Source organism: Pantoea sp. X-Soil-ISGK-275, from assembly GCF_059730795.1.
On sequence record NZ_AP035976.1, the window covers coordinates 2,217,515 to 2,241,939 of the forward strand.

Here is a 24,425-nt window from a genome sequence, read left to right on the forward strand (position 1 = left end):
TGCAAGGCGGCAAGTGCGATAATCCCCGGGAGCATACATCAGTATGTGACCGGGGTTAGCGTGCGCAGCCAACGCAGCAGCAGCGTAAAAGATGACGGGAAAAACGTCACACAAAAAAAAGCCCGCGAGACGCGGGCAACTAATACTGGAAGCAATGTGAGCAATGTCGTGCTCTTCTTCGGTAGAGCCACCGTCGAAGCGCAGAAGAATAATAATCATTCTTATTATCATCTGTAAACCCATAATTGAGAATTTTTCTCATTTCCACACAGAGATTGTGATTACCCCATCGCCATCTTGGCGAAAAACACAGCAGAAGCGTCGCGAATTTGGGGAGTACGTGACGTTTAAGATACACTCACGCTATTGCCTCAGAATCGTTGAGTTCTATGCCAAAATTATTCCCCTCTCTGCTGCTTGGTCTCAGCATGATGAGCGCGTCAGCGTGGGCCGCGCCAACGGACAACATCCGCAACAGCGGTTTTGTCTATTGCGTTAACGGCACGGTTAATACCTTCAACCCACAAATGGTCAGCAGCGGCTTAGTCGTTGATACGCTGGCGGCGCAGCTGTATGACCGGCTGCTGGACGTGGATCCTTATACTTATCGGTTAATCCCCGACCTCGCTCAGAGCTGGGAGGTGCGGGATAACGGCGCAACCTACCGTTTCCACCTGCGCAAAGATGTCGCCTTCCAGCACACCAACTGGTTTAAACCGACGCGTAAAATGAACGCCGACGATGTGGTGTTCAGCTTTGCGCGCATGTTTGATCGCAAGCATCCGTGGCACAACGTCAACGGCGGCAGCTATCCCTATTTTGATAGCCTGCAGTTTGCCGATTCCGTGCAGAGCGTGAAAAAGCTGGATAGCGATACGGTTGAAATCCGCCTCAACAGCCCGGACGCCTCATTCCTGTGGCACATCGCGACGCATTACGCGCCGATTCTTTCGCAGGAGTACGCCTATAATCTCAGCGCCAAAGGCCAGCAGGAACAGCTGGATCGTGAACCGGTCGGCACCGGCCCGTTCCAGCTGAGCGAATACCGCACCGGACAATATCTGCGCCTGGCGCGCAATCCACAGTACTGGAAAGGCGTGCCGCGTTTGCAGCAGGTGGTGATTGATTTGGGCGTCGGCGGCACCGGACGTTTGTCCAAACTGCTCACCGGCGAATGCGATGTACTGGCCTATCCCGCCGCCAGCCAGCTGAGCATATTGCGCGACGATCCGCGTCTGCGCATGACGCTGCGCCCCGGCATGAACATCGCCTATCTGGCGTTTAACACCCGCAAGCCGCCGCTCGATCGCCCGGAAGTGCGCCACGCGCTGGCGCTGGCGATCAATAACGAACGCCTGATGGAGTCGATCTATTACGGCACCGCCGAAACTGCCGCCTCGATTCTGCCGCGTGCATCCTGGGCTTATGACAACGATGCGCGCGTCACCGAATACAATCCGGCCAGAGCGCGTGAAGAGTTGAAAGCGCTGGGGCTGGAAGATCTGCATTTACGTTTAGTGGTGCCCTCTTCCTCGCAGTCGTGGAATCCCAGCCCGCTGAAAACCGCTGAGCTGTTGCAGGCGGATTTAGCGCAGATTGGCGTGCGCGTCACCATCGCGCCGGTGGAAGGTCGTTTCCAGGAAGCGCAATTGATGGAGATGAATCACGATCTCACGCTTACCGGCTGGGCGACCGACAGTAACGATCCCGACAGTTTCTTCCGTCCGCTGTTAAGCTGCGCGGCGATCCGTTCGCAGACCAATTACGCACATTGGTGCTCGCCCGCATTTGATGAAGCGTTGCAGCACGCGCTGTTGTCCCAGCAGCTGTCGGCACGCATTGATAGCTACGACAAAGCACAGCAGATTTTGGCGCAGGAGTTGCCGGTGCTGCCGCTGGCGTCGTCGCTGCGTTTGCAGGCCTATCGGCATGACATTAAAGGATTGGTGTTAAGCCCGTTTGGTAACGCCTCGTTCGCCGGCGTTTACCGTGATGAGAGCAGCGAGGAGTAGGCATGATTATCTATATTCTGCGTCGCGTGGTGCTGCTGCTGATCACCCTGTTTTTGCTGTCGCTTGTGAGCTTCAGCCTGAGCTACTTCACGCCAAACGCCCCGCTCGAAGGTGCTTCGCTGTTTGATGCGTGGTGGTTCTGGTTTAAGGGCTTGCTGCAGTTTGATTTTGGCGTCTCCAGCACCAACGGCCAGCCGATTGATCTTCAGCTGCGCGAAGTGTTCCCTGCCACGCTGGAGCTGTGCGTGATGGCATTTATTCTGGCGCTGCTGGTGGGCATCCCGCTGGGAATCTGCGCCGGCGTGATGCGCAAAAAATGGCAGGATAAAGCCATCAGCGCGCTGGCGCTGCTCGGCTTCTCAATGCCGGTATTCTGGCTGGCGCTGCTGTTTACGCTGTTCTTCTCATTAACGCTCGGCTGGTTGCCGGTTTCCGGGCGTTTCGACCTGCTCTATCCGGTGCAAAACATTACCGGCTTTGCGCTGATTGATGCCTGGCTAAGCCCATCGCCGTGGCGGCATGAAATGCTGATCAGTGCCTTGACGCACATGATTCTGCCGGTGGTGGTGTTGGCGGTTGCGCCCGCCACCGAGATGATCCGCTTACTGCGCAGCAGCACCAGCGATGTGATGGACAAGAACTACGTTAAAGCCGCCGCCACGCGCGGGCTATCACGCTTCACGGTGATCCGTCGCCACGTGTTACATAACGCGCTGCCGCCGGTGATTCCGCGCCTTGGCCTGCAATTTTCCACCATGCTGACGTTGGCGATGATTACCGAAGTGGTATTCAACTGGCCGGGAATCGGCCGCTGGCTGATTAATGCCATTCGCCAGCAGGATTACGCGGCGATTTCCGCTGGCGTGATGGTGGTTGGCGGACTGGTGATTCTGGTCAGCGTGTTATCCGATATTTTAGGCGCGGCACTTAACCCGCTGAAACATAAGGAATGGTATGCCCTTAGATAATGTCTACGACGAGAAGCGGCTGCCTAGCACGCTGCGTCGCAGCTGGCAGCGTTTATATCGTGATACCAGCGGCATGGTCGGTTTGTACGGCTTTGGCCTGCTGCTGTTCCTGTGCCTGTTTGGCGGCCTGCTGGCGCCGTATGGCATCGATCAGCAATTCCTCGGTTATCAGCTGCTGCCACCGTCGTGGTCGCGCTATGGCGATGTCTCCTTCTTCCTCGGCACCGACGATTTAGGTCGCGATTTGCTGAGCCGCCTGCTGAGCGGCGTAGCGCCGACAGTGGGCTCAGCGATTCTGGTGACGGTGCTGGCGGCGATTTGCGCGCTGGTGCTTGGCGTGTTTGCCGGTATCACGCACGGCGTGCGCTCAGCGGTGATGAATCACGTGCTGGATACCTTGCTGTCGATTCCCTCGCTGCTGCTGGCGATTATCGTGGTGGCGTTTCTCGGCCCGCGCCTCGAACACGCGATGCTGGCGGTGTTTCTCGCACTGATCCCACGTCTGGTGCGCGAGATCTATACTGCGGTGCATGATGAGATGGAAAAAGAGTATGTGGTGGCGCTGCGTCTCGATGGCGCGCGCAACCTGAATATCTTGTGGAATGCGGTGCTGCCCAACGTGCTGCCGCTGCTGGTGAGCGAATTTACCCGCTCGCTGTCGATGGCGATTCTCGACATCGCGGCACTCGGTTTTCTCGATCTTGGCGCGCAGCTGCCGTCACCCGAATGGGGGGCGATGCTCGGTGACGCGTTGGAGCTGATCTACGTTGCGCCGTGGACGGTGATGCTACCGGGCGTAGCGCTGATGGTCAGCGTGTTGATCGTTAACCTGCTGGGCGACGGCATTCGTCGCGCAGTAGAAGCGGGAGTTGAATAATGCCGCTACTGGATATCCGTAACCTGACCATTGAATTTATGACCGCTGACGGTCCGGTCAAAGCGGTCGACCGCATCAACCTGACGCTGACCGAAGGCGAAATTCGCGGTTTAGTGGGTGAATCAGGTTCTGGCAAAAGCCTGATCGCTAAAGCGATTTGCGGCGTCACCAAAGATAACTGGCGCGTCACCGCCGATCGCATGGTGTTTGATGATATCGACCTGCTGCGCTTGTCACCGCGTGAACGCCGTCGGATTGTTGGTCATAACGTGTCGATGATTTTCCAGGAGCCGCAATCCTGTCTTGATCCGTCGGAAAGTATCGGCCGCCAATTGATGCAGGCGATTCCGCGCTGGACGCATAAAGGTCGCTGGTTTAAACGCCTGTGGTTCTGGCGCAAAGTGCGCGCCATTGAGCTGCTGCACCGCGTCGGTATCAAAGATCATAAAGACATCATGCGCAGTTTCCCGTACGAACTCACCGACGGCGAATGCCAGAAAGTGATGATCGCCATCGCGCTGGCCAATCAGCCGCGTTTGCTGATTGCCGATGAACCGACCAATGCGATGGAGCCGACCACGCAGGCGCAGATTTTCCGCCTGCTGAGCCGCCTTAACCAGAATAACAACACCACCATTTTGCTGATCAGCCACGATCTGCGCACCATGAGCCACTGGGCCGACCGCATCAATGTGATGTACTGCGGCCAGACGGTGGAGAGCGCGCAAAGCGAAGAGTTGATGGAGTCACCGCATCATCCTTACACTCAGGCGCTGATCCGTGCGATGCCCGATTTCGGTAGCGCGCTGCCGCACAAAAGCCGCCTGAACACGCTGTCAGGCGCGATTCCTTCGCTGGAACATCTGCCGATTGGCTGTCGTTTGGGTCCGCGCTGTCCGTATGCGCAACGTAAGTGCATCGAAACGCCACGCCTGACCGGCACTAAAGCGCATCTGTTTGCTTGTCACTTCCCGCTGAATATGGAGAGCCAGTAAACATGGAAACGCTGCTGGAAGTGCGCAACCTGAGTAAAACCTACCGCTATCGCACCGGCCTGTTCCGTCGTCAGCACGTTGAGGCGGTGAAAGGCGTCAGTTTTACCCTGCGTGAGAAACAGACGCTGGCGGTGATTGGTGAAAACGGTTCGGGGAAATCGACGCTGGCGAAAATGCTCAGCGGCATGGTCGAGCCGAGCGAAGGCGAAATGCTGATTGACGATCACCCGCTGGAGTACGGCGATTACGGTTATCGTAGCCAGCGCATTCGCATGATTTTTCAGGATCCTTCCACCTCGCTCAATCCGCGTCAGCGCATCAGCCAGATTCTCGATCTCCCACTGCGCCTGAATACCGAGCTGGATGATGAGGCGCGCGAAAAACGCATTATTGCCACGCTGCGTCAGGTCGGTTTGCTGCGCGATCACGCCGGTTACTATCCGCATATGCTGGCGCCCGGCCAAAAGCAGCGTCTGGCGCTGGCGCGTGCGCTGATTCTGCAGCCAAAGGTGATCGTCGCCGATGAAGCCCTCGCCTCGCTGGATATGACCATGCGTTCGCAGCTGGTGAACCTGATGCTGGAACTGCAGGAGAAACACGGCATCGCTTATATTTATGTGACGCAGCATCTCGGCATGATGAAGCACATCAGCGATCAGGTGCTGGTGATGCATCAGGGCGAAGTGGTTGAGCGCGGCGGCACCGCCGATGTCCTGGCCTCGCCGCTGCACGATCTCACCAAACGCCTGATCACCAGCCACTTTGGTGAAGCCTTAACCGCCGAAGCCTGGCGCCGCGAGCGTTAAGGCGCGGAAAACGCGGTGCGATTTACCGCATTTATACAGACGTGCTAGACTTCGCACGAGATTAACGTCGGTCGCCTACTTTTCAACCATCGCGACCGCCAACAACAATGACCAAAAGGATTACAGCTATGGGTTTTCTTTCCGGTAAGCGCATTCTGATTACTGGCGTTGCCAGTAAACTCTCAATCGCCTACGGTATTGCGCAGGCGATGCACAAACAGGGCGCAGAACTGGCTTTCACCTACCAGAACGACAAACTGAAAAGTCGTGTGGAAGAGTTTGCTAAAGATCTGGGTTCAGACATTGTTCTGCCATGCGATGTGGCTGAAGACGAGAGCATCACTGCGCTGTTCACCGAACTGGCAAAAACCTGGCCGAAATTTGACGGTTTCGTTCACTCCATCGGTTTCGCACCTGGCGATCAGCTGGATGGCGACTACGTGAATGCCGTTACCCGTGAAGGCTTCAAAATCGCTCACGACATCAGCGCGTACAGCTTTGTGGCGATGGCGAAAGAGTGCCGTGCGATGCTGAACCCGAATTCTGCCCTGCTGACCTTGTCTTACCTGGGTGCAGAGCGCGCTATCCCGAACTACAACGTGATGGGGCTGGCGAAAGCCTCTCTGGAAGCCAACGTACGCTACATGGCGAACGCAATGGGTCCAGAAGGCACGCGTGTTAACGCCGTTTCTGCTGGTCCAATCCGTACGCTGGCTGCATCAGGCATCAAAGATTTCCGCAAGATGCTGGCACACTGCGAAGCGGTTACCCCGATTCGTCGTACCGTTACCATCGAAGACGTGGGTAACTCAGCGGCATTCCTGTGCTCCGATCTGGCGGGTGGTATCACCGGTGAAGTGGTACACGTTGATGGCGGCTTCAGCATTGCCGCAATGAACGAGCTGGAACTGAAATAAGATTTACCCAGGGTCGCCATTCATGGCGACCTCTTCTGCAAAAAAATCCCCCCTTATACTCGTAAGCTATTAATTATTCCCCATCATTCTTTTGCCGTGGGCAGCCGTTCAGCGACGATAAGCTAGCCCTTTGTTGCATGCCTGCTTTTCAGATTCGCACGCTATGCAGCAAGTCCGTTTTTAGCGCAAGGAATGACCATGGAACAACGCCGTTCTCCCGGCCATGACCACTGGTTTTATGAAAGCCAGACTCGCCCGAATAGCACCGCCACTGCGCCGCTGGTGCCCGAAGCCGCCTATATCGACGATCGTTTCTTACTCGGTTTGCAACAGGAAGCGACGGCGTTACAGCCGCTGCTGTCGCGTTTTCAGCCTGCGTTATTGGCCGCGCGCGATCTCAGCCAGATTCTGTTTCCCGATACGCTTGCTACCAGTTTGACCCACACCTTAACGCTGTACGATCGCCTCAGCACCGCGCTGACGGTAGCGCAAGTCGCCGGCGTGCAGCGCCTGTGCAATCACTACTCCGCCCGGCTCAATCCGTTGCCTGGTCCGGACTCGTCACGCGAAAGTAATAATCGTCTGACGCAAATCACCCAATATGCGCGCCAGCTGGCGATGCAGCCGGAACTGATCACCGCCCACAGCATCAGCGCGCTGGACGCGGTGGGCTTAACCGAGCCGGATATTGTCACGCTCAATCAGCTGGTGGGATATGTCAGCTATCAGTCACGCGTGGTGGCCGCGCTGCAGGCGATGATGGGCTTGCCGGTGCGCTGGATTCCGGGCGTTTCACCGCCGCCGGATGCCAGCGCAGATCTGTTTACCCGCAATGACGGCTGGCAGCACGCGCTAAAACCGGTTGAACTGCGCTACGCCAGCGCCGATCAGCTGGCGGCGGTCACCTTCTGTCAGGGCATTGAGGGATTGGATGATGCCATTTGGCTGCTGGTGCACGATGCGCAAGCGCTGTATGGCTTCGCCACGCTAAAACAGCGGCTGAGTGAACATTTTGCCGAGGATGAAGCGCTGGCGCAGGCGGTCAGCGCACGGGTGCTGGGTTGTCGACGTCAGTTTGATCGTGTTTCTGATGAGTGGCGTGCCGCGCTGGAGCAGGATGTCGAAAGCTCTGGCGCAGCATCGCCGGTGATTTCACTCAGTGCCCAGCTCACTCGCCTGCCCGACCGCTTCAGCGCTGCGCATTTGCAGCCGTTGCTTAACGCGGGCTGGGGCACGGAACGTATCTTCACCTTGTTACAAGCGGTAGCCTTTGCCAACTGGCAGGACCGCGTGCTGATGGCGCTTGGCGAAACCCGTTAATCGGGCAGATGCCGCCGCGCTTCATCAAAGAAATGCTGAGCCAGCGGCGATGCTCTGCCCGGCTCGGCAATCACTAATGCCGCCTGCCGGCCCATCGGCGCCATCTCAATCGGCCGCCGCGCCAGATTCTGCATCAGCTCCGGCAACAGATGTCCGCATGGCGACACCATCACGCCTAAACCAACCTGCGCGCTTTGCAGCAGTTGCATAATCGACGCGCTCTCAACGATCACACGTGGAATCAAGCCGGTTTCCCGCAGCTGCCCATCAAGATAGCGTCGAAAATAGCGCGTGGGTTCTGCCAGACACAGCGGCTGGCAGGCAAGCGTGGCGAGCGAGATGTTCTCTTGTTCCAGCAGCGCCGGAAAGTGCGCCGGATTGAACAGCGCTTCGACGCCAGGATCTTTTAACAGCGCAGTTTGAAAATGCAGCTCGCGCAGTGACGTCAGTTCAAAAAAGCCGATACCGCCATCCACGGTGTGGCTGTTGAGCGCTTCCAGCAGCTGATCGGCGCTCATCGCGGCCACGCGATAATCCAGCTGTGGATAACGCGCTTCAACCGCTTTCAACAACGCAGGCAGCGCCACGCTGCACTGCGGCATCACGCCAAGCCGCAAGGTGCCGTTGACGCCATGTTTGAGCGACTCCACTTCCAGCTTCAATCCCTGATATACCGAGACAATTTCCCGCGCCCAGGTCAGCACGCGCTCGCCTTCCGGCGTAAAACCATCGAAATTGTTACTGCGGTTGATCAGCGACAGCCCTAATTCGCGCTCAAGGTTTTTCAGACGCATCGATAGCGTCGGCTGGCTAACAAAGCTGGCTTCTGCCGCACGGCCAAAGTGGCGTTCGCGTTCCAGATTACACAGATAGATGAGTTGTTTGATGTCCATGGAAAGCAGAATTGGCTGGAAAACGGCAGTGTATCATGGCGGTTGCCGCTGCGCTGAATCCACGCGCAGCGGCCATTGCGTTACGCCACGCCCAAGGCACTTTTTACGTCGTTAGCGATCTTTTCGACCTGCGGGCCGTAAATCACCTGCACATCGTGTTCGCTGACGCGATTAATGCCGTTCGCGCCGGTGGTTAGTAACGTTTGATCAACCACTTCATTCATCTGTTTAACCCGCACGCGCAGCCGCGTGAAGCAGCAATCGACGTCCTCTATATTGGCTTCGCCGCCCAGCCCGCTGATGATCACTTTGGTGCGCTCATCCGCCGCAACTTGTTCCGGTTTGTGCTCCTCATCGGATTCGCGACCCGGCGTTTCAACCCGCATTCGCGTAATGACAAAGCGGAAACCGTAGTAGTAAACCGGCACATAAATCACCCCGAGGACAATCGTCCACCACCAGTGCGTTTTACTGCCGCCGAGAATGCCGAACACCACCAGATCGATTGCGCCGCCCTGCACGTTGCCAATCATCAAATGCAGCATCGACATCAACATAAATGACAGGCCGGTTAACAGCGCATGCAGGATATACAGCACCGGAGAAACGAAGATGAAACAGAACTCCAGCGGTTCGGTGATGCCGGTGGTAAAGGAGGTCAGCGCACCAGCCAGCACCAGCGCTTTGACGCGCTGCTTATGTTCGGGACGCGCGGTGTGATAGATCGCCAGCGCGGCGGCAGGTAAGCCAAACATCATGACCGGAATTTTGCCCTGCGCGAGGAACTGGGTGGCGCCGCGCACCGTATCGTTCGGGATGGCGCCGGGATGCGTCAGTGAGGTGTTGAAGATGTTGAGCGCGCCGACAATACTTTGCCCATCCACCGTTGCCATGCCGCCAATCGGCGTGAAGCGCACGGTTTCGTTGAGAATGTGATGTAAACCGGTGGGAATCAATAAGCGTTCGCTGGTGCCGAGCAGAAAGGCGCCGTATTGCCCGCTTTTACCAATCATCAGGCCAACCCACGCGATGCCTGCGCCGATGGTCGGCCAAATCAACGCCAGCAGCACGCCCACCAGCGGCAGCACCACCACGGTAACGATCGGCACAAAGCGACGTCCGCCAAAGAAACTGATCGCTGTGGGCAGTTGCTGGGTGTAGAAGCGGTTATGCAGCACCACGGTAATCAATCCGGCAATCACGCCGCCCAGCACGCTCATGTTGTAGGTAAAGATGCCGAGCATGTCGATGTATTCGGCGGACGTCATCATTGCTGCAGTTTGGTCCATGCCCGCTTTCTGTAGCGCTTCTGGCGTGGTGGTCGCGGCCGTCAATCCTTTCGAGGCCAGCGTGGAGCTGATACCGACGTTCATGGCGATATAGCCAATCACAGCGGCAAAGGCGGCGGTGGGTTTCTCCGCTTTCGCCAGCCCGATGGCGCTGGCCACCGCAAAGAACAGCGGCAGATTGGCGAACAGCGCGCCCGCCACTTTGCGAATAAATCCGATGATCAGTTGTGGCACTTGTAGGTTGGCGAAGGCATCGCCGGTAATCGCCGGGTTTTGCATTGCGGCGGCCAGGCCAAGAAAGATCCCTGCGGCAGCGATCACCGAGATTGGCATCATTAAGGCTTTACCGAAGGCGTGAATTTGGCTTGCCAGATTCTTCATGCGCGTGCCCTTTTCAGAAAGGAAAGAGCAATTATTAGTCAGTTATCCCAGCAGCACGTAACCGCCGCCCTTTATCAGCCGGGAAAGTTTGACTTAGGTCACGATTTGCGCTCGATTCGCGATAAACGCCGCCTATCGCACCATTAAACCAATCAATTAGACAACTTTTAAGGAGAGTCGCACACTTCCCGCTAACAGAAGACATATTCTGATAACAACTCATAAACAAATAAGCCTGCAACTATGAAATTTAAACGTAAGATTCAACCCTATCGCGCTGCTGCGGGCGGCTGGGGTTCATTAGAAGCCACCACCCGTTTCGTCCTTGATAGTAAAGCAGCCCTGAAAAACATGCGTAACCTGATGCGCATGAACAAAGCGCGCGGTTTCGACTGCCCGGGTTGCGCATGGGGCGATGACAACAAAAGCACCTTTAGCTTCTGTGAAAACGGGGCGAAAGCGGTGACGTGGGAAGCCACGCGTCGTGTGGTTGAGCCGGAATTTTTTGCCCAGCACAGCGTCAGCACCCTTTATCAGCAGAGCGATTACTTCCTTGAGTATCAGGGACGCTTAACCCATCCAATGCGCTACAACAGCGCCACCGACCACTACGAACCAATCAGCTGGGACGATGCGCTCGCCTTGATTGCTCGCCACCTGCAGGCGATGGATCATCCAAATCAAATGGAGCTTTACACCTCCGGGCGCGCCAGCAACGAAGCCTCCTGGCTTTATCAGCTGTTTGGCCGCGTGATGGGCACCAACAACTTCCCTGACTGCTCCAACATGTGCCATGAAGCCAGCGGTACCGGCTTGAAGCGCAGCATCGGCGTCGGTAAAGGCACCATTCGTCTGGACGATTTTGATCATGCCGACGCGATTTTCGTGCTGGGTCAGAATCCGGGCACCAACCATCCGCGCATGCTGCACAGCCTGCGTCACGCCGCCGATCACGGTGCGAAGATTGTCACCTTTAATACGCTACGCGAACGCGGCCTTGAGCGTTTTGCCGATCCGCAAAAGCCGTTAGAAGTGGTCACATCGATGGCGGGCACCATTAGTTCTGCCTATTACCAGCCTAATCTGGGCGGCGATATGGCGGCGGTGCGCGGCATGGTAAAAGCCCTGCTTGAGCTACAGCGTGCACGTTTGGCGGCCGGTGAGAAAGGCATTTTCGATCAGGCGTTTATTGATGCGAATACGCATGGTGTAGAAGACTATCTTGCTGCAGTGGATAACACCCGCTGGGACGATATCGTGCGCCAATCCGGTCTGAGCGAAGTGCAGATCCGTGAAGCGGCGGCGATTTATCAAAGTGCTGAACGCGTGATTGTTACCTGGGCGATGGGCATCACGCAGCATAAACATTCGGTGGATACCGTCCGCGAGATCACCAACCTGCAGCTGCTGTTTGGTCAGTTGGGCAAGAAAGGCGCAGGCCTGTGTCCGGTACGCGGCCACAGTAATGTGCAGGGCAACCGCACCATGGGCATCGATGAGAAACCGGGCAAGCCGTTCCTCGATGCCCTCGGCGCGCACTTTGATTTCGAACCACCGCGCGAGCACGGTCACAACACCGTGGAAGCGCTGAACGCGATGCTGCGTGACGAAGTGAAAGTGCTGATTGCGCTGGGCGGCAACCTTGCGGCGGCCGCACCGGATTCACCGGTCACCGAAGAAGCGTTGCAGCATTGCGGTTTAACCGTGCACATCAGCACTAAACTCAACCGCAGCCATTTGGTGCCGGGCCATGAAGGATTGATTCTGCCAACGCTGGGCCGTACCGAACGCGATCGCCAGGCCAGCGGCAATCAGTACATCACCGTGGAAGACTCGTTCAGCATGGTGCACGCCTCAGAAGGCGTTGGCATTCCCTTAGCGGAAACGCAGCGTTCTGAAACCGCGATTGTCGCCGGCATCGCCCATGCGACGTTAGGCAGCGATAAAATCGACTGGTTGGCGATGGCAGGCAATTACGATCTGATTCGCGATCACATCGCCGCCACCATTCCTGGCTTTGCTGATTTCAACAACAAGTGCGACATTCCGGGTGGTTTCTACCTCGGTAGTGCTGCCGCCGAGCTGCGCTTCAATACGCCAAGTAAACGTGCCGAGTTCAGCGCCGCCGCCCTGCCGACTTCGCTGTTCCCGCAGTTAGGTGATGTCGCGGTGCCGTTTACGCTGCAAACCCTGCGTTCACACGATCAGTACAACACCACGATTTACGGCCTCGATGACCGTTATCGCGGCGTGTACGGTCAGCGTGAAGTGGTGTTTATCCATCCGGATGATATGGCGTCGCTGGGCTTCGCTGAAGGCCAGCTGGTGGATATTGAAACGCTGTGGAATGACGGTTTAACCCGCCGCGTCAGCGGTTTCAAACTGGTGCCGTATAACATTCCGCGCGGTAACCTCGCGGCTTATTATCCGGAAACTAACCCGCTGGTGCCGCTCTCCAGCTTTGGCGACGGCAGCGGCACGCCGACCTCAAAATCGGTGCCGGTGAAGCTGGCATTAACCGCCGCCGTAGCCTCACAACGCATCGCCTGACCAAAGCGTTATCAGAAGGTAAAAAGCCGCGTAAAGCGGCTTTTTAGCCTGTTTTGGCCTTGCCGCGCGGACCCGATTCGCGTAAAACTGTCAGCCGCTCTTAGGCCACGAAACTATATAAATTATGTTCCAGGATAATCCGCTGCTCGCGCAGCTTAAAGAGAAGCTTCACGCGCAGACTCCGCGCGTCGAAGGTGTTGTTAAAGGTACGGAAAAAGGCTTTGGCTTCCTCGAAGTTGATGCCCAGAAAAGCTACTTCATTCCGCCACCGCAGATGAAGAAAGTGATGCACGGCGACCGTATTTCTGCCGTGATCCACACCGATAAAGACCGCGAGAGTGCCGAGCCGGAAACCCTGGTTGAGCCGTTCCTGACCCGCTTTGTCGGCCGCGTGCAGAAGAAAGACGATCGCCTGTCGATTGTGCCGGATCATCCGCTGCTGAAAGATGCGATTCAGTGCCGCGCCGAACGTGGCGTGACCCACGATTTCCAGACCGGCGATTGGGCGGTGGCAGAGATGCGTCGTCACCCGCTGAAAGGCGATCGCGGTTTTTATGCCGAATTGACCGAATTCATTGTCACTGCGGACGATCACCTCGCGCCGTGGTGGGTAACCTTGTCGCGCCACAACCTCGAACGTCAGGCTCCGGACGTCGGTTTTGGTGAGATGCTTGATGAAAATCTGCAGCGTGAAGACTTGACCGCGCAGAACTTCGTCACCATCGACAGCGCCAGCACCCAGGATATGGATGATGCGCTACACGTGGAAGAAGCCGCCGACGGCAATCTGATCCTGACCATCGCCATCGCCGATCCAACCGCTTACGTGGCGGAAGGCAGCGAGCTGGATAAACTGGCATCGAAACGCGCGTTCACCAACTATCTGCCGGGCTTTAACATCCCGATGTTGCCGCGCGAACTCTCTGACGACGTCTGTTCTCTGCGTCCGAACGAACGTCGCCCAGCGCTGGCGTGCCGCGTCACCGTATTGAAAGATGGCAGCCTGGCGGATGACGTGCATTTCTTTGCCGCGTGGATCGAGTCAAAAGCCAAACTGGTTTATGACCAGGTTTCTGATTGGCTGGAAAACAGCGGCAGCTGGCAGCCAGAGAACGACGCCATCGCCCAGCAGATTCGCCTGCTGCACCAGGTTTGCCTGGCGCGCAGCGAGTGGCGTCAAACTCACGCGCTGGTGTTTAAAGATCGTCCGGACTACCGCTTTGTGTTGGGCGAGAAAGGCGAAGTACTGGATATCATCTCTGAGCCACGCCGCATCGCTAACCGTATTGTTGAAGAGTCGATGATTCTGGCAAACGTCTGTGCCGCGAAAGTGCTGCAGGAGAAGCTGGGCTTCGGTATCTACAACCTGCACACCGGTTTCGATCTGGCCAACGCTGAGCAGGCCGCTGGCGTGCTGGCGGGTCATGGCATCACCGTGGATCCGCAGGCGATTACGACGCTGGAAGGCTTCCGCCAGCTGCGTCGTGAACTTGATGCGCAGCCAACCCAGTATCTCGACAGCCGCATTCGTCGCTTCCAGTCGTTTGCCGAAGTCGGCACCGAGCCGGGCCCGCACTTTGGTCTGGGCCTCGACGCCTACGCGACCTGGACTTCGCCGATTCGTAAGTTTGGCGACATGATCAACCATCGCTTGCTGAAAGCGATTGTGCGCGGCGAAAGCACCGCTCGTCCGCAGGATGAGCTGACAACCATCATGAGCGAACGTCGTCGCCTCAACCGCATGGCCGAGCGCGATGTCGGTGACTGGCTGTACGCACGCTTCCTTGCGCCGTTTGCTGGCACCGATCGCAAGTTCAGTGCCGAGATCATCGACGTTTCTCGCGGCGGCATGCGCGTGCGCCTGCTGGAGAATGGCGCGGTGGCCTTTATTCCTGCACCGTTCATCCACGCGGTGCGTGATGAGCTGGTATGCTCGCAGGAAAGCGGCACCGTGCAGGTGAAAGGTGAAGTTGCTTACCGTGTAACGGACATCATCGACGTGACCATCGCCGAAGTACGTATGGAAACCCGCAGCGTGGTGGCTCGTCCGGCCGCCTGAGCATGAAAACTGGCGGGATAACAGCCGTTATCCCGCATTTCTCTCCGCCCGCTTTAGCAAATGCTAAATTTGCATTCCGCTTCACATTTCTAACGCCTCTGCCTGTCGTTAACAATTCATTACATTACTTTTAACTTGTTGTATTCGATCGCCTCTTTTCCCGGTCCCTACAAGGAGTTAACTCATGAACAACGTCAAAACCAGTCTCATCTGGTTAGCGGTGGCGTTAATTGGCGCGGGCGCATTTGCCATGCTGGCCCTCAGCCGTGGCGAACACGTCAATGCGGTCTGGCTGGTGATTGCCTCCGTTGCCTGCTACAGCATTGCCTATCGCTTTTACAGCCTGTTTATCGCTAAGCGCATCTTCGAACTGGACGATCGCCGTCGCACGCCGGCGGAGCGCTTAAGTGACGGCCTTGATTATGTGCCCACCAATAAATGGGTGCTGTTCGGTCACCATTTTGCGGCGATTGCCGGTGCGGGCCCGCTGGTCGGCCCAATCCTCGCGGCGCAAATGGGCTTCCTGCCTGGCACCATCTGGATTCTGGTGGGCGTGATGTTTGCCGGTGCGGTGCAGGATTTCCTGATTCTGTTTATCTCTACGCGCCGTGACGGCCGCTCGCTCGGTGAGATGGCGCGCCAGGAACTCGGTTCATTCGCTGGCGTGGTGACCATGCTCGGCGCGCTGGGCGTGATGATCATCATCCTCTCCGCGCTGGCCTTGGTGGTGGTGAAGGCGCTGGCCAACAGTCCGTGGGGCTTGTTCACCATTGCCGCGACCATTCCGATTGCGCTGTTTATGGGCGTGTATATGCGGTTCCTGCGTCCGGGCAAAATCGCGGAGGTGTCGATCATTGGCTTCGTGCTGATGATGGCGGCGATTATCTACGGCGGCAATGTGGCGGCCGATCCCTATTGGGGGCCGCTGTTCACGCTGAAAGGCACGGAGCTGACGTGGGTGCTGGTGATCTACGGTTTTGTCGCCTCTTCGCTGCCGGTGTGGCTGCTGCTGGCGCCGCGCGATTATCTCTCCACCTTCCTGAAAATCGGTGTGATCATCGGTTTAGCCATCGGCATCGTGTTTGCCATGCCCGAGATGAAGATGCCTGCGGTGACCAAATTTATTGATGGCACCGGACCGGTCTTCTCCGGCGCGCTGTTCCCGTTCCTGTTTATCACTATTGCTTGTGGTGCCATTTCAGGTTTCCATGCGCTGGTGTCGAGCGGCACCACGCCGAAACTGGTGGAGCGCGAAAGTCATATCCGCTTTATCGGCTATGGCGCGATGCTGATGGAATCCTTTGTGGCGATCATGGCGCTGATTTGCGCCTCGGTGCTTGATCCGGGCGTCTACTTTGCCATGAACTCACCCGCCGCGCTGATTGGCACCACGGTGGAAAGTGCGTCGCAGGTGATTAACGGCTGGGGTTTCGTGGTGACGCCAGAGATGCTGAGCGGCATTGCGCGCGACGTCGGTGAAAGCACCATTCTTTCGCGTGCCGGTGGTGCACCGACCTTTGCGGTTGGCATGGCACACATCATCACCGACGTGTTTAACAGCCGCGCCATGATGGCATTCTGGTATCACTTCGCCATCCTGTTTGAAGCGCTGTTTATCCTCACCGCTGTGGATGCCGGTACCCGCGCCTGCCGCTTTATGGTGCAGGATTTGGTAGGCACCGTGGTGCCATCGATGGCGAATAACCGTTCATGGTTGGGCAACATGGCGGGCACCACCGTTGCGGTGGCGGGTTGGGGTTTCTTCGTTTATCAGGGCGTGGTCGATCCGCTCGGCGGCATTAACACGCTGTGGCCGCTGTTTGGTATCGGCAACCAGATGCTGGCGTCGATGGCGCTGATTCTCGGCACTGTGGTGCTGTTCAAAATGAAGAAGCAGCGTTATGCGTGGGTGACGATTGTGCCGACCGCCTGGCTGTTTATTACCTCGATGACCGCGGGCTGGCAGAAGATTTTCCACGAGAAGCCATCGATTGGTTTCCTCGCGCAGGCCAACAAGTTCCGTAAAGGCATTGATGACGGCATCGTCATCGCCCCGGCGAAAACTGTTGCTGATATGCAAACCATCGTCTTCAGCAATCAAATTAACGCGGCCCTGTGTGCCTTCTTCATGCTGGTGGCGGTGACCATGCTGGTTTCAGCCTTCTTCGTGATTCGTCGGGCGCTCAACAGCACCGTGCCGACTACCCATGAATCTGAGATTTCTCTGCGTAAAGAGGTGCGAAATGTCTGAGTCCATTTATCACTGGAGAAAACCTACCGGCGCGTGGCAGATTCAGCAGTGCTTACCAATCGCACCCGCTACGGCTGGGCAAAATCTTACGCGCTGGCAACGCCTCTGGCAGGGATTACAGCAAAGTTTTCGTTTAATGGTCGGCGTTCATGACTATCAAACTTATCTGAAGCATATGCGCGAACATCATCCAACTGTCGCCCCCATGGATGAACGCGCTTTTCACCGTCACTGCCTCGATGCCCGCTTTCCCAGCCAGGCCGGAAAACTGGGTAAGTGCCCTTGCTAACCAGGATCAGCCCCGCTTGTCGGGGCTTTTTCGTGCCATTCTTTAATAAAAACAAAAATATATTTGGATTGCATCTTGTGCTGGCGCAGGAGGTTGAATACTGTTGCTAAAATAATGAGATACCGCCCGCTGAGCATTCCCCCGGAGGAAGTTTCCATGACCGATGAACAAGGGCAAACATTGCTATATACCTTGTTTGGCACCACCAGCCCTCATTGGCGTTTAACTTCAGATAGTGATGCTCTGCATTTTGCCGAAGATGAGAACGCGAACACCAATATGGCGGTTCCGCTGACTCCCGCACAAGCCAGTTTATTACGTGCGATGACGGTCATTACCTCAAGTATTAACCTCACGCTGTCGCTGCATGGCGAACCCGTTCCGATGCATTTTGTCGGTCGTAAAGTCAATCAATCGACCTGGGCAGGCACCTCTTCAGCCTGGGGTGATACCTCGGCTGTCGCGCGTGATTTGACGCTGGGATTATCGTTCGCCGAGCAAGTGGTTTCTGAGGCGAACTCAGTGATCGTGATCCTCGACCAACGCGGCAATATTCAACGTTTCAATCGTTTGAGTGAAGAGTACACAGGCCTGAAAGAGCAGGAAGTGATTGGCCGCAACGTATTCCAGCTGTTTATGACCAAGCAGGAAGCGCAAGCATCACGCCGCAATATCGCCGGATTCTTCCGTGAAGGCAGTTCTTACGAAGTTGAACGCTGGATTAAAACCCGCAAAGGTCAGCGACTGTTTCTGTTTCGTAATAAGTTCGTTCACAGCGGTAGCGGAAAAAATGAAATTTTCCTCATCTGTTCCGGAACCGACATCACTGAAGAGCGCCGCGCTCAGGAACGCCTGCGCGTGCTGGCCAACACCGATACCGTGACCGGCTTGCCCAATCGCAACGCGATTCATCAACAGATTAGTTTGGCACTCGAGCTGGCGAATGGCAGTCAAACCGGTGTGGTTTACCTCGATTTAGACAATTTTAAGAAGGTGAACGACGCTTACGGCCATATGTTTGGCGATCAGCTGCTGCAAGCGGTGTCATTAGCCATCCTCAGTTGCCTTGGCAAAGACCAGACGCTGGCGCGCCTCGGCGGCGATGAGTTTGTGGTGCTGGCGGAACACACCAGCCAGGCGGCGCTGGAAGCGATGGCATCGCGCATTCTTGAGCGGCTACGCCAGCCGTTTCGCATTGGTTTAATTGAAGTCTACAGCGGCTGCTCGATTGGTATCGCCCTCGCCCCGCTGCATGGCGAAGATCGTGAAAGCCTGATTCGTAACGCCGATACCGCGATGTATCACGCCAAAGAGAACGGCCGCGGCAAGTTCTGCGTGTTCGCTAACGAGATGAATCAGCGCGTGTTTGAGTATCTGTGGCTCGATACCAACCTGCGTAAAGCGCTCGAACTGGATCATCTGGTGGTGCATTACCAGCCGAAACTCAATGCCGAAGGCGAGGTGCTGAGCGCCGAGGCGCTGGTGCGCTGGAATTCCCCAGAGCGCGGTTTGGTGCCGCCGGGCGACTTTATTTCGTATGCCGAAGAGTCCGGGTTGATTGTGCCTTTGGGCCGCTGGGTGATGCTGAATGTGTTACAGCAGATCATCAAGTGGCGCAGCGAAGGCATCTATCTGCGCGTCGCAGTGAACGTCTCAGCTAAACAGCTGATTGACCAGAGTATCTATACCGACCTGAAACATGCTTTGAATGAGGCCGGTTTGACCGATTGTCCGATTGATATCGAACTGACGGAAAGCTGCTTGATTGAGAATGAAGCTGGCGCGCTAATGCTGATGAAGCAGTTTCAGGAACTGGGCGCGCAAGTGCATCTTGATGATTTTGGTACCGGTTACTCCTCTCTTTCCCAGTTGGCGCGCGTCCCGATTGACGCCATTAAACTGGACCAGAGTTTTGTGCGTAATATCAATAAGCAACCTGTTGCGCAGTCGCTGGTCCGTGCAATTGTCGCCGTTGCCAAAGCCTTAAAGCTGCAGGTGATTGCTGAAGGCATTGAAACGAAAGCCGAAGAAAAGTTTGTTATGGCCAATGGTGTCGATGGGCGTCAGGGTTATTATTATGCAAAACCAATGCCCGCAGAAGAGCTCGGGCATTGGCTGGCTAAGCATCCTGCCCGCGTCTAACGCTGGTTTGCGAGATTAGCCGGCTTTGCGCAAGGATGCGCTATGACGGTTCTGCAGTTGTACCAGTCTTTCCATGTAAGCAATGTCTTTCGGTTCCAGTGTGAAGGCATAATCAACCCAATCCTCGGTGATATCCATCAGCTCAGCGCGTGATAACTGCAACACGCGCTGACGCGCTTTCAGCATCGCACGCACACCGTTGAGCTTTGGACGCAACGTATCGATAAAGGTCCGCGTGGTGCGATAACCATCGCCCGGCTGGAACACTTTGTCGACCAGACCACGTGTTTCATACCACTCCGCACTGTGTGACTCGCCTTCCATAATCAGCTCTTCAGCCAGCTTCATGCCAGAGCGACGTGCCACTAATGAGTAGCCGCCCATGCCAGGGAACAAGTTGAACGCGATCTCCGGGAAGCCCATGCGCGCGCTGTTCTGCGCCAGAATGAAGTGATGCGCCAGCGCCGCTTCAAAGCCGCCACCGAGCGCACTGCCCTCAATCATCGCCAGCGTGACCGCACCGGTATCGAAACCCCGCGCTGCGGAGTGGATGCAGTCAACACAGGCACGTGCATAAGCGCGCAGTGCTTCACGACGGTTGTTACGAATGCACTCCACGAAGAAACGCAAATCGCCTCCGGCGTTAAACATCTGTGGCACTAACGATCCCGTCACCCAGAAATCAATCGGCAGACCAGAACGCTGAGCGGAATAGCTCAGGTTCATAATCTCCTCAATTAATTCGTGGTTGAAACTCGGACGGGGTTGCGCACGCAGCATCATCCACATGGTACGTCGGCCCTCTTCATAGTAGGCGGCGAGCTGTGTGGTTTGTCCAACTTCGGTGAACAGTCTGCATGTTGGTTGGTTAATTACTGTCATTGTCTCATCCTCTGTTTATGTTTATGTAGTGCGTTAAACGCCACATCAGCGTAATCCAGAGTGAGGCCAGACCAAATGAGAGATTGATTTATAAAGCAAAATCCAGAGATATCCCCGACCAGCGGCCGGGGAAGCATTAGCGGGCTTACTTGATGGCTGCGCGTTGCCCCACGGCAACATGAGAACGCTTAACGCGTCGTGAATAAACCGCCGTAATGATTGGCACAATGACAGACGTGACAATGACAGAAGTGGCGACCAACGCCGTGGCAGCCGGTGCGACCGGTTTAAACTGTGGCAGCATCTCGGCAATCAATACTGGCGTAGCCACCGCAGCGCCAGCGGTGCTGGATGCCGCAATCCCCGCCGTGCCATCGCCACCGCCAATCAAGCGATCGGCAATAATCAGCGGAATGCCGGTCACAATGATCACTGCGACGCCAAGCATGATTCCCAGCAGGCCAGTTTGCGCGATGACGGTCAAATCAATGGTGTTGCCCAATGCGAAAGCAAAGAACGGAATCAGCGTGTGTACCGCTTTGCCAAAGAACTCGCGCAGTTCGGGATCGAGATTACCGAGCGCAAATCCAACGACAAACGGCAGCACTGCGCCCACGAAGACATGCGGCTCGAATGAGGCGATGCCAGCGGTGCCAAGGATCACCATCGTCATCAGCGGCCCCGACTCCAGGGACATCAAGACGAACGCACCGGCTTCTTCTTTCGAACCGTACTGCTGCATGATGGAAGCGTATAAGCCGCCGTTGGTCATATCCATCGCCGCCACTAACGCCAGCGTGGAGAGTCCGGCAAACATGCCCACTTCCACGCCGTTTTCCGGCATCACACGCGATGCAATCGCCGCGACAACCCACGCCACTGCAATTTTGGTGAGCACCAGCGTGCCCGATTTACGTAGCACCGTGCCGGTGGCACTGAGTTTGATGGATGCGCCCATGCAGAAGAACCACACCGCGAGGATCGGTACGGTGCCGGTCATCAACCCATTGGTGAATGAACCAAAGTATTTACCTGCGCCAGGAGAGAACGTATGGCATAACGCGCCCAAAAACAGCGGAATCAACATCATGCCGCCGGGAATTTTATCGATTGCACGTTTGATATGCATAGGGGTGTCACCTTAACTGAGCCAGAGGGAGGTGTTTTTATGAATTGCCAGATGGCATGGCGAGCAAGATAACGATTGGCTGAAAGGAAAAAAGTGATCGCAAATGCATTTATGAAACGCTGTTTTATTTTTATTGACTGATCATTTTGTATTTATGATGCGCATCGCCATACCAGATGATTGATTGCAAAAAGAAAGGCGCCTGCAGGCGCCTATGAATCTGAATCAGCCTTAATTCTGCCCATACCACGCATTTTTACCGTGCTTGCGCAAGTAGTGAAGATCCAGCAAGGTTTGCGAGATCGGCGGTAACTCAGTGCGCAACTGCTCGGTATGCAGCGCCATGTAGGCTACTTCTTCTAATACCACGGCACTGTGTACCGCAGCATGCGCATCTTTGCCCCAGGCAAAGGGGCCGTGGGAATTGACCAGCACGGCGGGAATCGCTGTTGGCTCAATTACGCGCTGCGCAAAAGTTTCAATGATCACCTGCCCGGTGTTCCACTCGTATTCCTGCTCAATCTCTTCACGCTTCATCTGACGTGTACAAGGAATGGTGCCGTAGAAATCATCGGCGTGCGTGGTACCCAACGCGATGATTTCGCGTCCAGCCTGCGCCCAAATGGTGGCATGCCGCGAGTGCGTATGTACGATGCCGCCAATCTCTGGCCAGGCGAGATAGAGCGCGCGATGCGTAGCGGTATCCGATGACGGCCGCATGTTACCTTCAACCACCTCACCGCTGGCGAGATCGACAACCACCATATCGTCACGCTGCATCTGTTCGTACTTCACGCCCGACGGCTTAATCACCAATAAACCGCGATCGCGGTCCACCGCACTGACATTGCCCCAGGTAAAAGTGACCAGGTTGTAATGGGGTAGATCGAGATTGGCTTCCAGCACCTGCTGCTTTAACGCTTCCAGCATCTTTTTTCTCCTGCAAACTGTGATAGCTGAATTGTGCGGAGCGGTGAGGAAAAGCGTTATGGAAGGAATGGCTGTAAAAGCTGCGGAAAGTCGCTAAGGCGTTAAATGTGTGGCGCGGGTTGGTTTTAATGATTAAGGCTTGCAAATTCGCATTTTAGGACCGTTTTACCCTGCCGAGTGCGACGTAACATCTATACTTATACCGTTACCGCAGTGATAACAATCAAGGAGAAGTTAATGACTACAACAATGAAACGTCTTACTGCTGCCGTGCTGGCAACAACTTTAGTTGTCGCGCTGAGCGGCTGTTCAAACTGGTCTAAACGCGACCGTAATACCGCAATCGGTGCGGGCGCCGGTGCCATTGGTGGTTCAGTACTGACCAACGGTAGCGGACTCGGTACCGTTGGCGGCGCAGCTGTCGGCGGCATCATCGGCCACCAGATCAGCAAATAAAATATAATTATCAGGCTACGCAGCGCATCTACTTAACAACGGGCCACCTAATAGGTGGCCCGAACTGTTTCAACCGCCAGCCAGTTTGACTTTCATGCCTTTGGCTTCCAGCAGCGTTTTAATCAGGTCGCGTTTATCGCCCTGAATCTCAATCACGCCCTCTTTAACTGCCCCGCCACAACCACACTTTTTCTTTAGTTCAGCGGCCAGTTTTTCGAGCGCGCCATCATCCAGATCGATGCCGGTGATCAGACACACGCCCTTCCCTTTGCGTCCGCTGGTTTGGCGCTGGATACGCACGATACCATCGCCTTTCGGCCGCGGCGCTTTCTCTTCTTCATGGGTGATTCGTCCGCTGTCGGTCGAATACACCAATCGATTGTCCTGAGCCATTAAGCCTCCTGTAAACTCTGCAGGATTTGCTGCAGCGTGGCGGCTGGGTCGGCGGATTGGGTGATCGGACGCCCGATGACCATATAATCCACACCGGCGAGTTTTGCCTGCTGCGGCGTCATAATACGGCGCTGATCGCCTGCATCGCTGCCAGCCGGACGAATGCCTGGGGTAACCAGCGCGAAATCCTGACCAATCACCTGTTTAAAGTGCACGGCTTCCTGCGCCGAACAAACCACGCCGTGCAGACCGCAATCGCGCGTTAAACGCGCCAGTCGTTCAGCCTGCTCAGCTGGAGACAAGGTAATGCCCAAACCTTTCAGATCGTCCTCATCCATGCTGGTCAACACGGTGACCGCAATCAGCAGCGGTGCATCATTACCAAATGGCACCAGCGCTTCACGTGCCGCATTCATCATGCGTGCGCCACCGCTGGCGTGCACGTTCACCATCCACACCCCAAGATCGGCCGCTGCCGCGACTGCATGTGCGGTGGTGTTTGGGATGTCATGAAACTTGAGATCGAGAAACACGTCAAAACCCCGTCCCTGCAGCGTTTTCACCAGCGATGGACCAAACAGCGTGAACATCTCTTTGCCTACTTTCAGGCGACACTGGCTTGGATCGATGCGGTCAACAAACTGCAGCGCGCTGTTGAGATCATGATAGTCGAGTGCCACCAGAATAGGTGAAGTGGTTACAGGCATAACGTTTCCTCAGTGACAGGCACCCGCAGGCGCGATGGACAAACGGCAAGCATTCTACCTGCGCAGGCCGGTGCCGACAATCACGCTGCCGCCAGAACTTGCCTGTTCGACCGCTTGCTGCACGATGCTGAAGGAGTGTTAGTATTAAACATAACAGTATGTTGTAACTAATTAGCTCT

General features: G+C 56.0%; 21 protein-coding genes. 14 read left to right on the forward strand and 7 right to left on the reverse strand.

Annotated features, from left to right (window positions below; translation table 11 throughout):
* Positions 1 to 60: 60 nt before the first annotated feature.
* The 8 genes from AC6I8A_RS10320 (at position 61) to AC6I8A_RS10355 (ending at position 7,895) form a co-directional block, all read left to right on the forward strand.
* On the forward strand, positions 61 to 237 hold the full coding sequence (locus AC6I8A_RS10320; protein ID WP_436332993.1) for a hypothetical protein: 177 nt from the start codon (positions 61 to 63) through the stop codon (positions 235 to 237).
* Between the two features lie 152 nt (positions 238 to 389).
* Positions 390 to 2,012 carry an ABC transporter substrate-binding protein SapA gene (gene sapA / locus AC6I8A_RS10325; RefSeq protein ID WP_497818431.1) on the forward strand — a complete coding sequence of 541 codons (1,623 nt, stop codon included), beginning with the start codon at positions 390 to 392 and terminating at the stop codon, positions 2,010 to 2,012.
* 2 nt (positions 2,013 to 2,014) lie between these two features.
* Positions 2,015 to 2,980: a putrescine export ABC transporter permease SapB gene (sapB, locus tag AC6I8A_RS10330; RefSeq protein WP_256696539.1), complete on the forward strand. Its 966-nt coding sequence runs from the start codon at positions 2,015 to 2,017 to the stop codon at positions 2,978 to 2,980.
* The gene (sapC, locus tag AC6I8A_RS10335) at positions 2,967 to 3,857 is read left to right on the forward strand and encodes a putrescine export ABC transporter permease SapC (protein WP_256696540.1); all 891 of its coding nucleotides are present in this window, start codon (positions 2,967 to 2,969) and stop codon (positions 3,855 to 3,857) included. Before sapB ends, sapC begins: the two co-directional genes overlap by 14 nt.
* A complete protein-coding gene (gene sapD / locus AC6I8A_RS10340) occupies positions 3,857 to 4,852 on the forward strand; it encodes a putrescine export ABC transporter ATP-binding protein SapD (protein ID WP_256696541.1) in 996 nt (331 codons plus the stop codon). Before sapC ends, sapD begins: the two co-directional genes overlap by 1 nt.
* Positions 4,853 to 4,854: 2 nt before the next feature.
* Entirely contained in the window at positions 4,855 to 5,658 is an 804-nt protein-coding gene (gene sapF / locus AC6I8A_RS10345) for a putrescine export ABC transporter ATP-binding protein SapF (RefSeq protein ID WP_436332995.1), read from the forward strand.
* A 128-nt stretch (positions 5,659 to 5,786) separates the two neighbouring features.
* The gene (fabI, locus tag AC6I8A_RS10350; protein ID WP_007892455.1) at positions 5,787 to 6,575 is read left to right on the forward strand and encodes an enoyl-ACP reductase FabI; all 789 of its coding nucleotides are present in this window, start codon (positions 5,787 to 5,789) and stop codon (positions 6,573 to 6,575) included.
* Positions 6,576 to 6,773: 198 nt separating this feature from the next.
* Positions 6,774 to 7,895, forward strand: a complete 1,122-nt coding sequence (locus tag AC6I8A_RS10355) for a CMD domain-containing protein (RefSeq protein ID WP_497818432.1) — start codon at positions 6,774 to 6,776, stop codon at positions 7,893 to 7,895.
* Here the strand turns inward: AC6I8A_RS10355 and AC6I8A_RS10360 are convergent.
* Positions 7,892 to 8,788, reverse strand: a complete 897-nt coding sequence (locus tag AC6I8A_RS10360; RefSeq protein WP_497818433.1) for a LysR family transcriptional regulator — start codon at positions 8,786 to 8,788, stop codon at positions 7,892 to 7,894. The two genes, AC6I8A_RS10355 and AC6I8A_RS10360, sit on opposite strands and share 4 nt — an antisense overlap.
* Positions 8,789 to 8,868: 80 nt before the next feature.
* On the reverse strand, positions 8,869 to 10,458 hold the full coding sequence (locus AC6I8A_RS10365) for a PTS transporter subunit EIIC (protein ID WP_256696544.1): 1,590 nt from the start codon (positions 10,456 to 10,458) through the stop codon (positions 8,869 to 8,871).
* 243 nt (positions 10,459 to 10,701) lie between these two features.
* On the opposite strand from AC6I8A_RS10365, the gene AC6I8A_RS10370 reads away from it, so the two are divergent.
* From AC6I8A_RS10370 to pdeR, 5 genes are all read left to right on the forward strand, one after another.
* A complete protein-coding gene (locus AC6I8A_RS10370; protein WP_256696545.1) occupies positions 10,702 to 13,008 on the forward strand; it encodes an FdhF/YdeP family oxidoreductase in 2,307 nt (768 codons plus the stop codon).
* Positions 13,009 to 13,132: 124 nt separating this feature from the next.
* Positions 13,133 to 15,067, forward strand: coding sequence for an exoribonuclease II (locus tag AC6I8A_RS10375; protein WP_497818434.1), 1,935 nt, complete (start codon positions 13,133 to 13,135; stop codon positions 15,065 to 15,067).
* 184 nt (positions 15,068 to 15,251) lie between these two features.
* Positions 15,252 to 17,318, forward strand: coding sequence for a carbon starvation CstA family protein (locus tag AC6I8A_RS10380; protein ID WP_256696547.1), 2,067 nt, complete (start codon positions 15,252 to 15,254; stop codon positions 17,316 to 17,318).
* Positions 17,311 to 17,607 (forward strand): YbdD/YjiX family protein, encoded by a 297-nt coding sequence (locus AC6I8A_RS10385; protein WP_256696548.1) that lies wholly within the window; start codon positions 17,311 to 17,313, stop codon positions 17,605 to 17,607. The genes AC6I8A_RS10380 and AC6I8A_RS10385 overlap by 8 nt, the downstream gene beginning before the upstream one ends.
* Positions 17,608 to 17,763: 156 nt before the next feature.
* Positions 17,764 to 19,749 carry a cyclic di-GMP phosphodiesterase gene (gene pdeR / locus AC6I8A_RS10390; protein WP_256696549.1) on the forward strand — a complete coding sequence of 662 codons (1,986 nt, stop codon included), beginning with the start codon at positions 17,764 to 17,766 and terminating at the stop codon, positions 19,747 to 19,749.
* Between the two features lie 15 nt (positions 19,750 to 19,764).
* Here pdeR and AC6I8A_RS10395 read toward each other — a convergent pair whose 3' ends face one another.
* The 3 genes from AC6I8A_RS10395 to araD form a co-directional block, all read right to left on the reverse strand.
* Positions 19,765 to 20,631, reverse strand: coding sequence for a crotonase/enoyl-CoA hydratase family protein (locus tag AC6I8A_RS10395; protein ID WP_007892438.1), 867 nt, complete (start codon positions 20,629 to 20,631; stop codon positions 19,765 to 19,767).
* 145 nt (positions 20,632 to 20,776) lie between these two features.
* On the reverse strand, positions 20,777 to 21,760 hold the full coding sequence (gene kdgT, locus AC6I8A_RS10400; RefSeq protein WP_256696550.1) for a 2-keto-3-deoxygluconate transporter: 984 nt from the start codon (positions 21,758 to 21,760) through the stop codon (positions 20,777 to 20,779).
* 231 nt (positions 21,761 to 21,991) lie between these two features.
* Complete coding sequence (gene araD, locus AC6I8A_RS10405) at positions 21,992 to 22,690, reverse strand: L-ribulose-5-phosphate 4-epimerase (protein ID WP_265298066.1); 699 nt, start codon at positions 22,688 to 22,690, stop codon at positions 21,992 to 21,994.
* Between the two features lie 237 nt (positions 22,691 to 22,927).
* Between araD and osmB the strand changes: the two genes are divergently transcribed.
* Complete coding sequence (gene osmB / locus AC6I8A_RS10410) at positions 22,928 to 23,146, forward strand: osmotically-inducible lipoprotein OsmB (protein WP_008106509.1); 219 nt, start codon at positions 22,928 to 22,930, stop codon at positions 23,144 to 23,146.
* A 69-nt stretch (positions 23,147 to 23,215) separates the two neighbouring features.
* On the opposite strand, the gene yciH is transcribed toward osmB, so the two are convergent.
* Both yciH and pyrF read right to left on the reverse strand, forming a co-directional pair.
* A complete protein-coding gene (gene yciH, locus AC6I8A_RS10415) occupies positions 23,216 to 23,539 on the reverse strand; it encodes a stress response translation initiation inhibitor YciH (RefSeq protein WP_256696552.1) in 324 nt (107 codons plus the stop codon).
* The gene (gene pyrF / locus AC6I8A_RS10420) at positions 23,539 to 24,246 is read right to left on the reverse strand and encodes an orotidine-5'-phosphate decarboxylase (RefSeq protein ID WP_256696553.1); all 708 of its coding nucleotides are present in this window, start codon (positions 24,244 to 24,246) and stop codon (positions 23,539 to 23,541) included. The genes yciH and pyrF overlap by 1 nt, the downstream gene beginning before the upstream one ends.
* Positions 24,247 to 24,425 lie beyond the last annotated feature (179 nt).

Coding starts and splice junctions, on each gene's coding strand:
- AC6I8A_RS10360 (WP_497818433.1), bottom strand. CDS start 8,788: ATGGACATCAAACAACTCATCTATCTGTGTAATCTGGAACGCGAACGC.
- fabI (WP_007892455.1), top strand. CDS start 5,787: ATGGGTTTTCTTTCCGGTAAGCGCATTCTGATTACTGGCGTTGCCAGT.
- AC6I8A_RS10365 (WP_256696544.1), bottom strand. CDS start 10,458: ATGAAGAATCTGGCAAGCCAAATTCACGCCTTCGGTAAAGCCTTAATG.
- sapF (WP_436332995.1), top strand. CDS start 4,855: ATGGAAACGCTGCTGGAAGTGCGCAACCTGAGTAAAACCTACCGCTAT.
- araD (WP_265298066.1), bottom strand. CDS start 22,690: ATGCTGGAAGCGTTAAAGCAGCAGGTGCTGGAAGCCAATCTCGATCTA.
- AC6I8A_RS10395 (WP_007892438.1), bottom strand. CDS start 20,631: ATGACAGTAATTAACCAACCAACATGCAGACTGTTCACCGAAGTTGGA.
- AC6I8A_RS10385 (WP_256696548.1), top strand. CDS start 17,311: ATGTCTGAGTCCATTTATCACTGGAGAAAACCTACCGGCGCGTGGCAG.
- sapB (WP_256696539.1), top strand. CDS start 2,015: ATGATTATCTATATTCTGCGTCGCGTGGTGCTGCTGCTGATCACCCTG.
- AC6I8A_RS10355 (WP_497818432.1), top strand. CDS start 6,774: ATGGAACAACGCCGTTCTCCCGGCCATGACCACTGGTTTTATGAAAGC.
- sapD (WP_256696541.1), top strand. CDS start 3,857: ATGCCGCTACTGGATATCCGTAACCTGACCATTGAATTTATGACCGCT.
- AC6I8A_RS10375 (WP_497818434.1), top strand. CDS start 13,133: ATGTTCCAGGATAATCCGCTGCTCGCGCAGCTTAAAGAGAAGCTTCAC.
- pdeR (WP_256696549.1), top strand. CDS start 17,764: ATGACCGATGAACAAGGGCAAACATTGCTATATACCTTGTTTGGCACC.
- sapA (WP_497818431.1), top strand. CDS start 390: ATGCCAAAATTATTCCCCTCTCTGCTGCTTGGTCTCAGCATGATGAGC.
- pyrF (WP_256696553.1), bottom strand. CDS start 24,246: ATGCCTGTAACCACTTCACCTATTCTGGTGGCACTCGACTATCATGAT.
- AC6I8A_RS10370 (WP_256696545.1), top strand. CDS start 10,702: ATGAAATTTAAACGTAAGATTCAACCCTATCGCGCTGCTGCGGGCGGC.
- AC6I8A_RS10380 (WP_256696547.1), top strand. CDS start 15,252: ATGAACAACGTCAAAACCAGTCTCATCTGGTTAGCGGTGGCGTTAATT.
- sapC (WP_256696540.1), top strand. CDS start 2,967: ATGCCCTTAGATAATGTCTACGACGAGAAGCGGCTGCCTAGCACGCTG.
- yciH (WP_256696552.1), bottom strand. CDS start 23,539: ATGGCTCAGGACAATCGATTGGTGTATTCGACCGACAGCGGACGAATC.
- kdgT (WP_256696550.1), bottom strand. CDS start 21,760: ATGCATATCAAACGTGCAATCGATAAAATTCCCGGCGGCATGATGTTG.
- osmB (WP_008106509.1), top strand. CDS start 22,928: ATGACTACAACAATGAAACGTCTTACTGCTGCCGTGCTGGCAACAACT.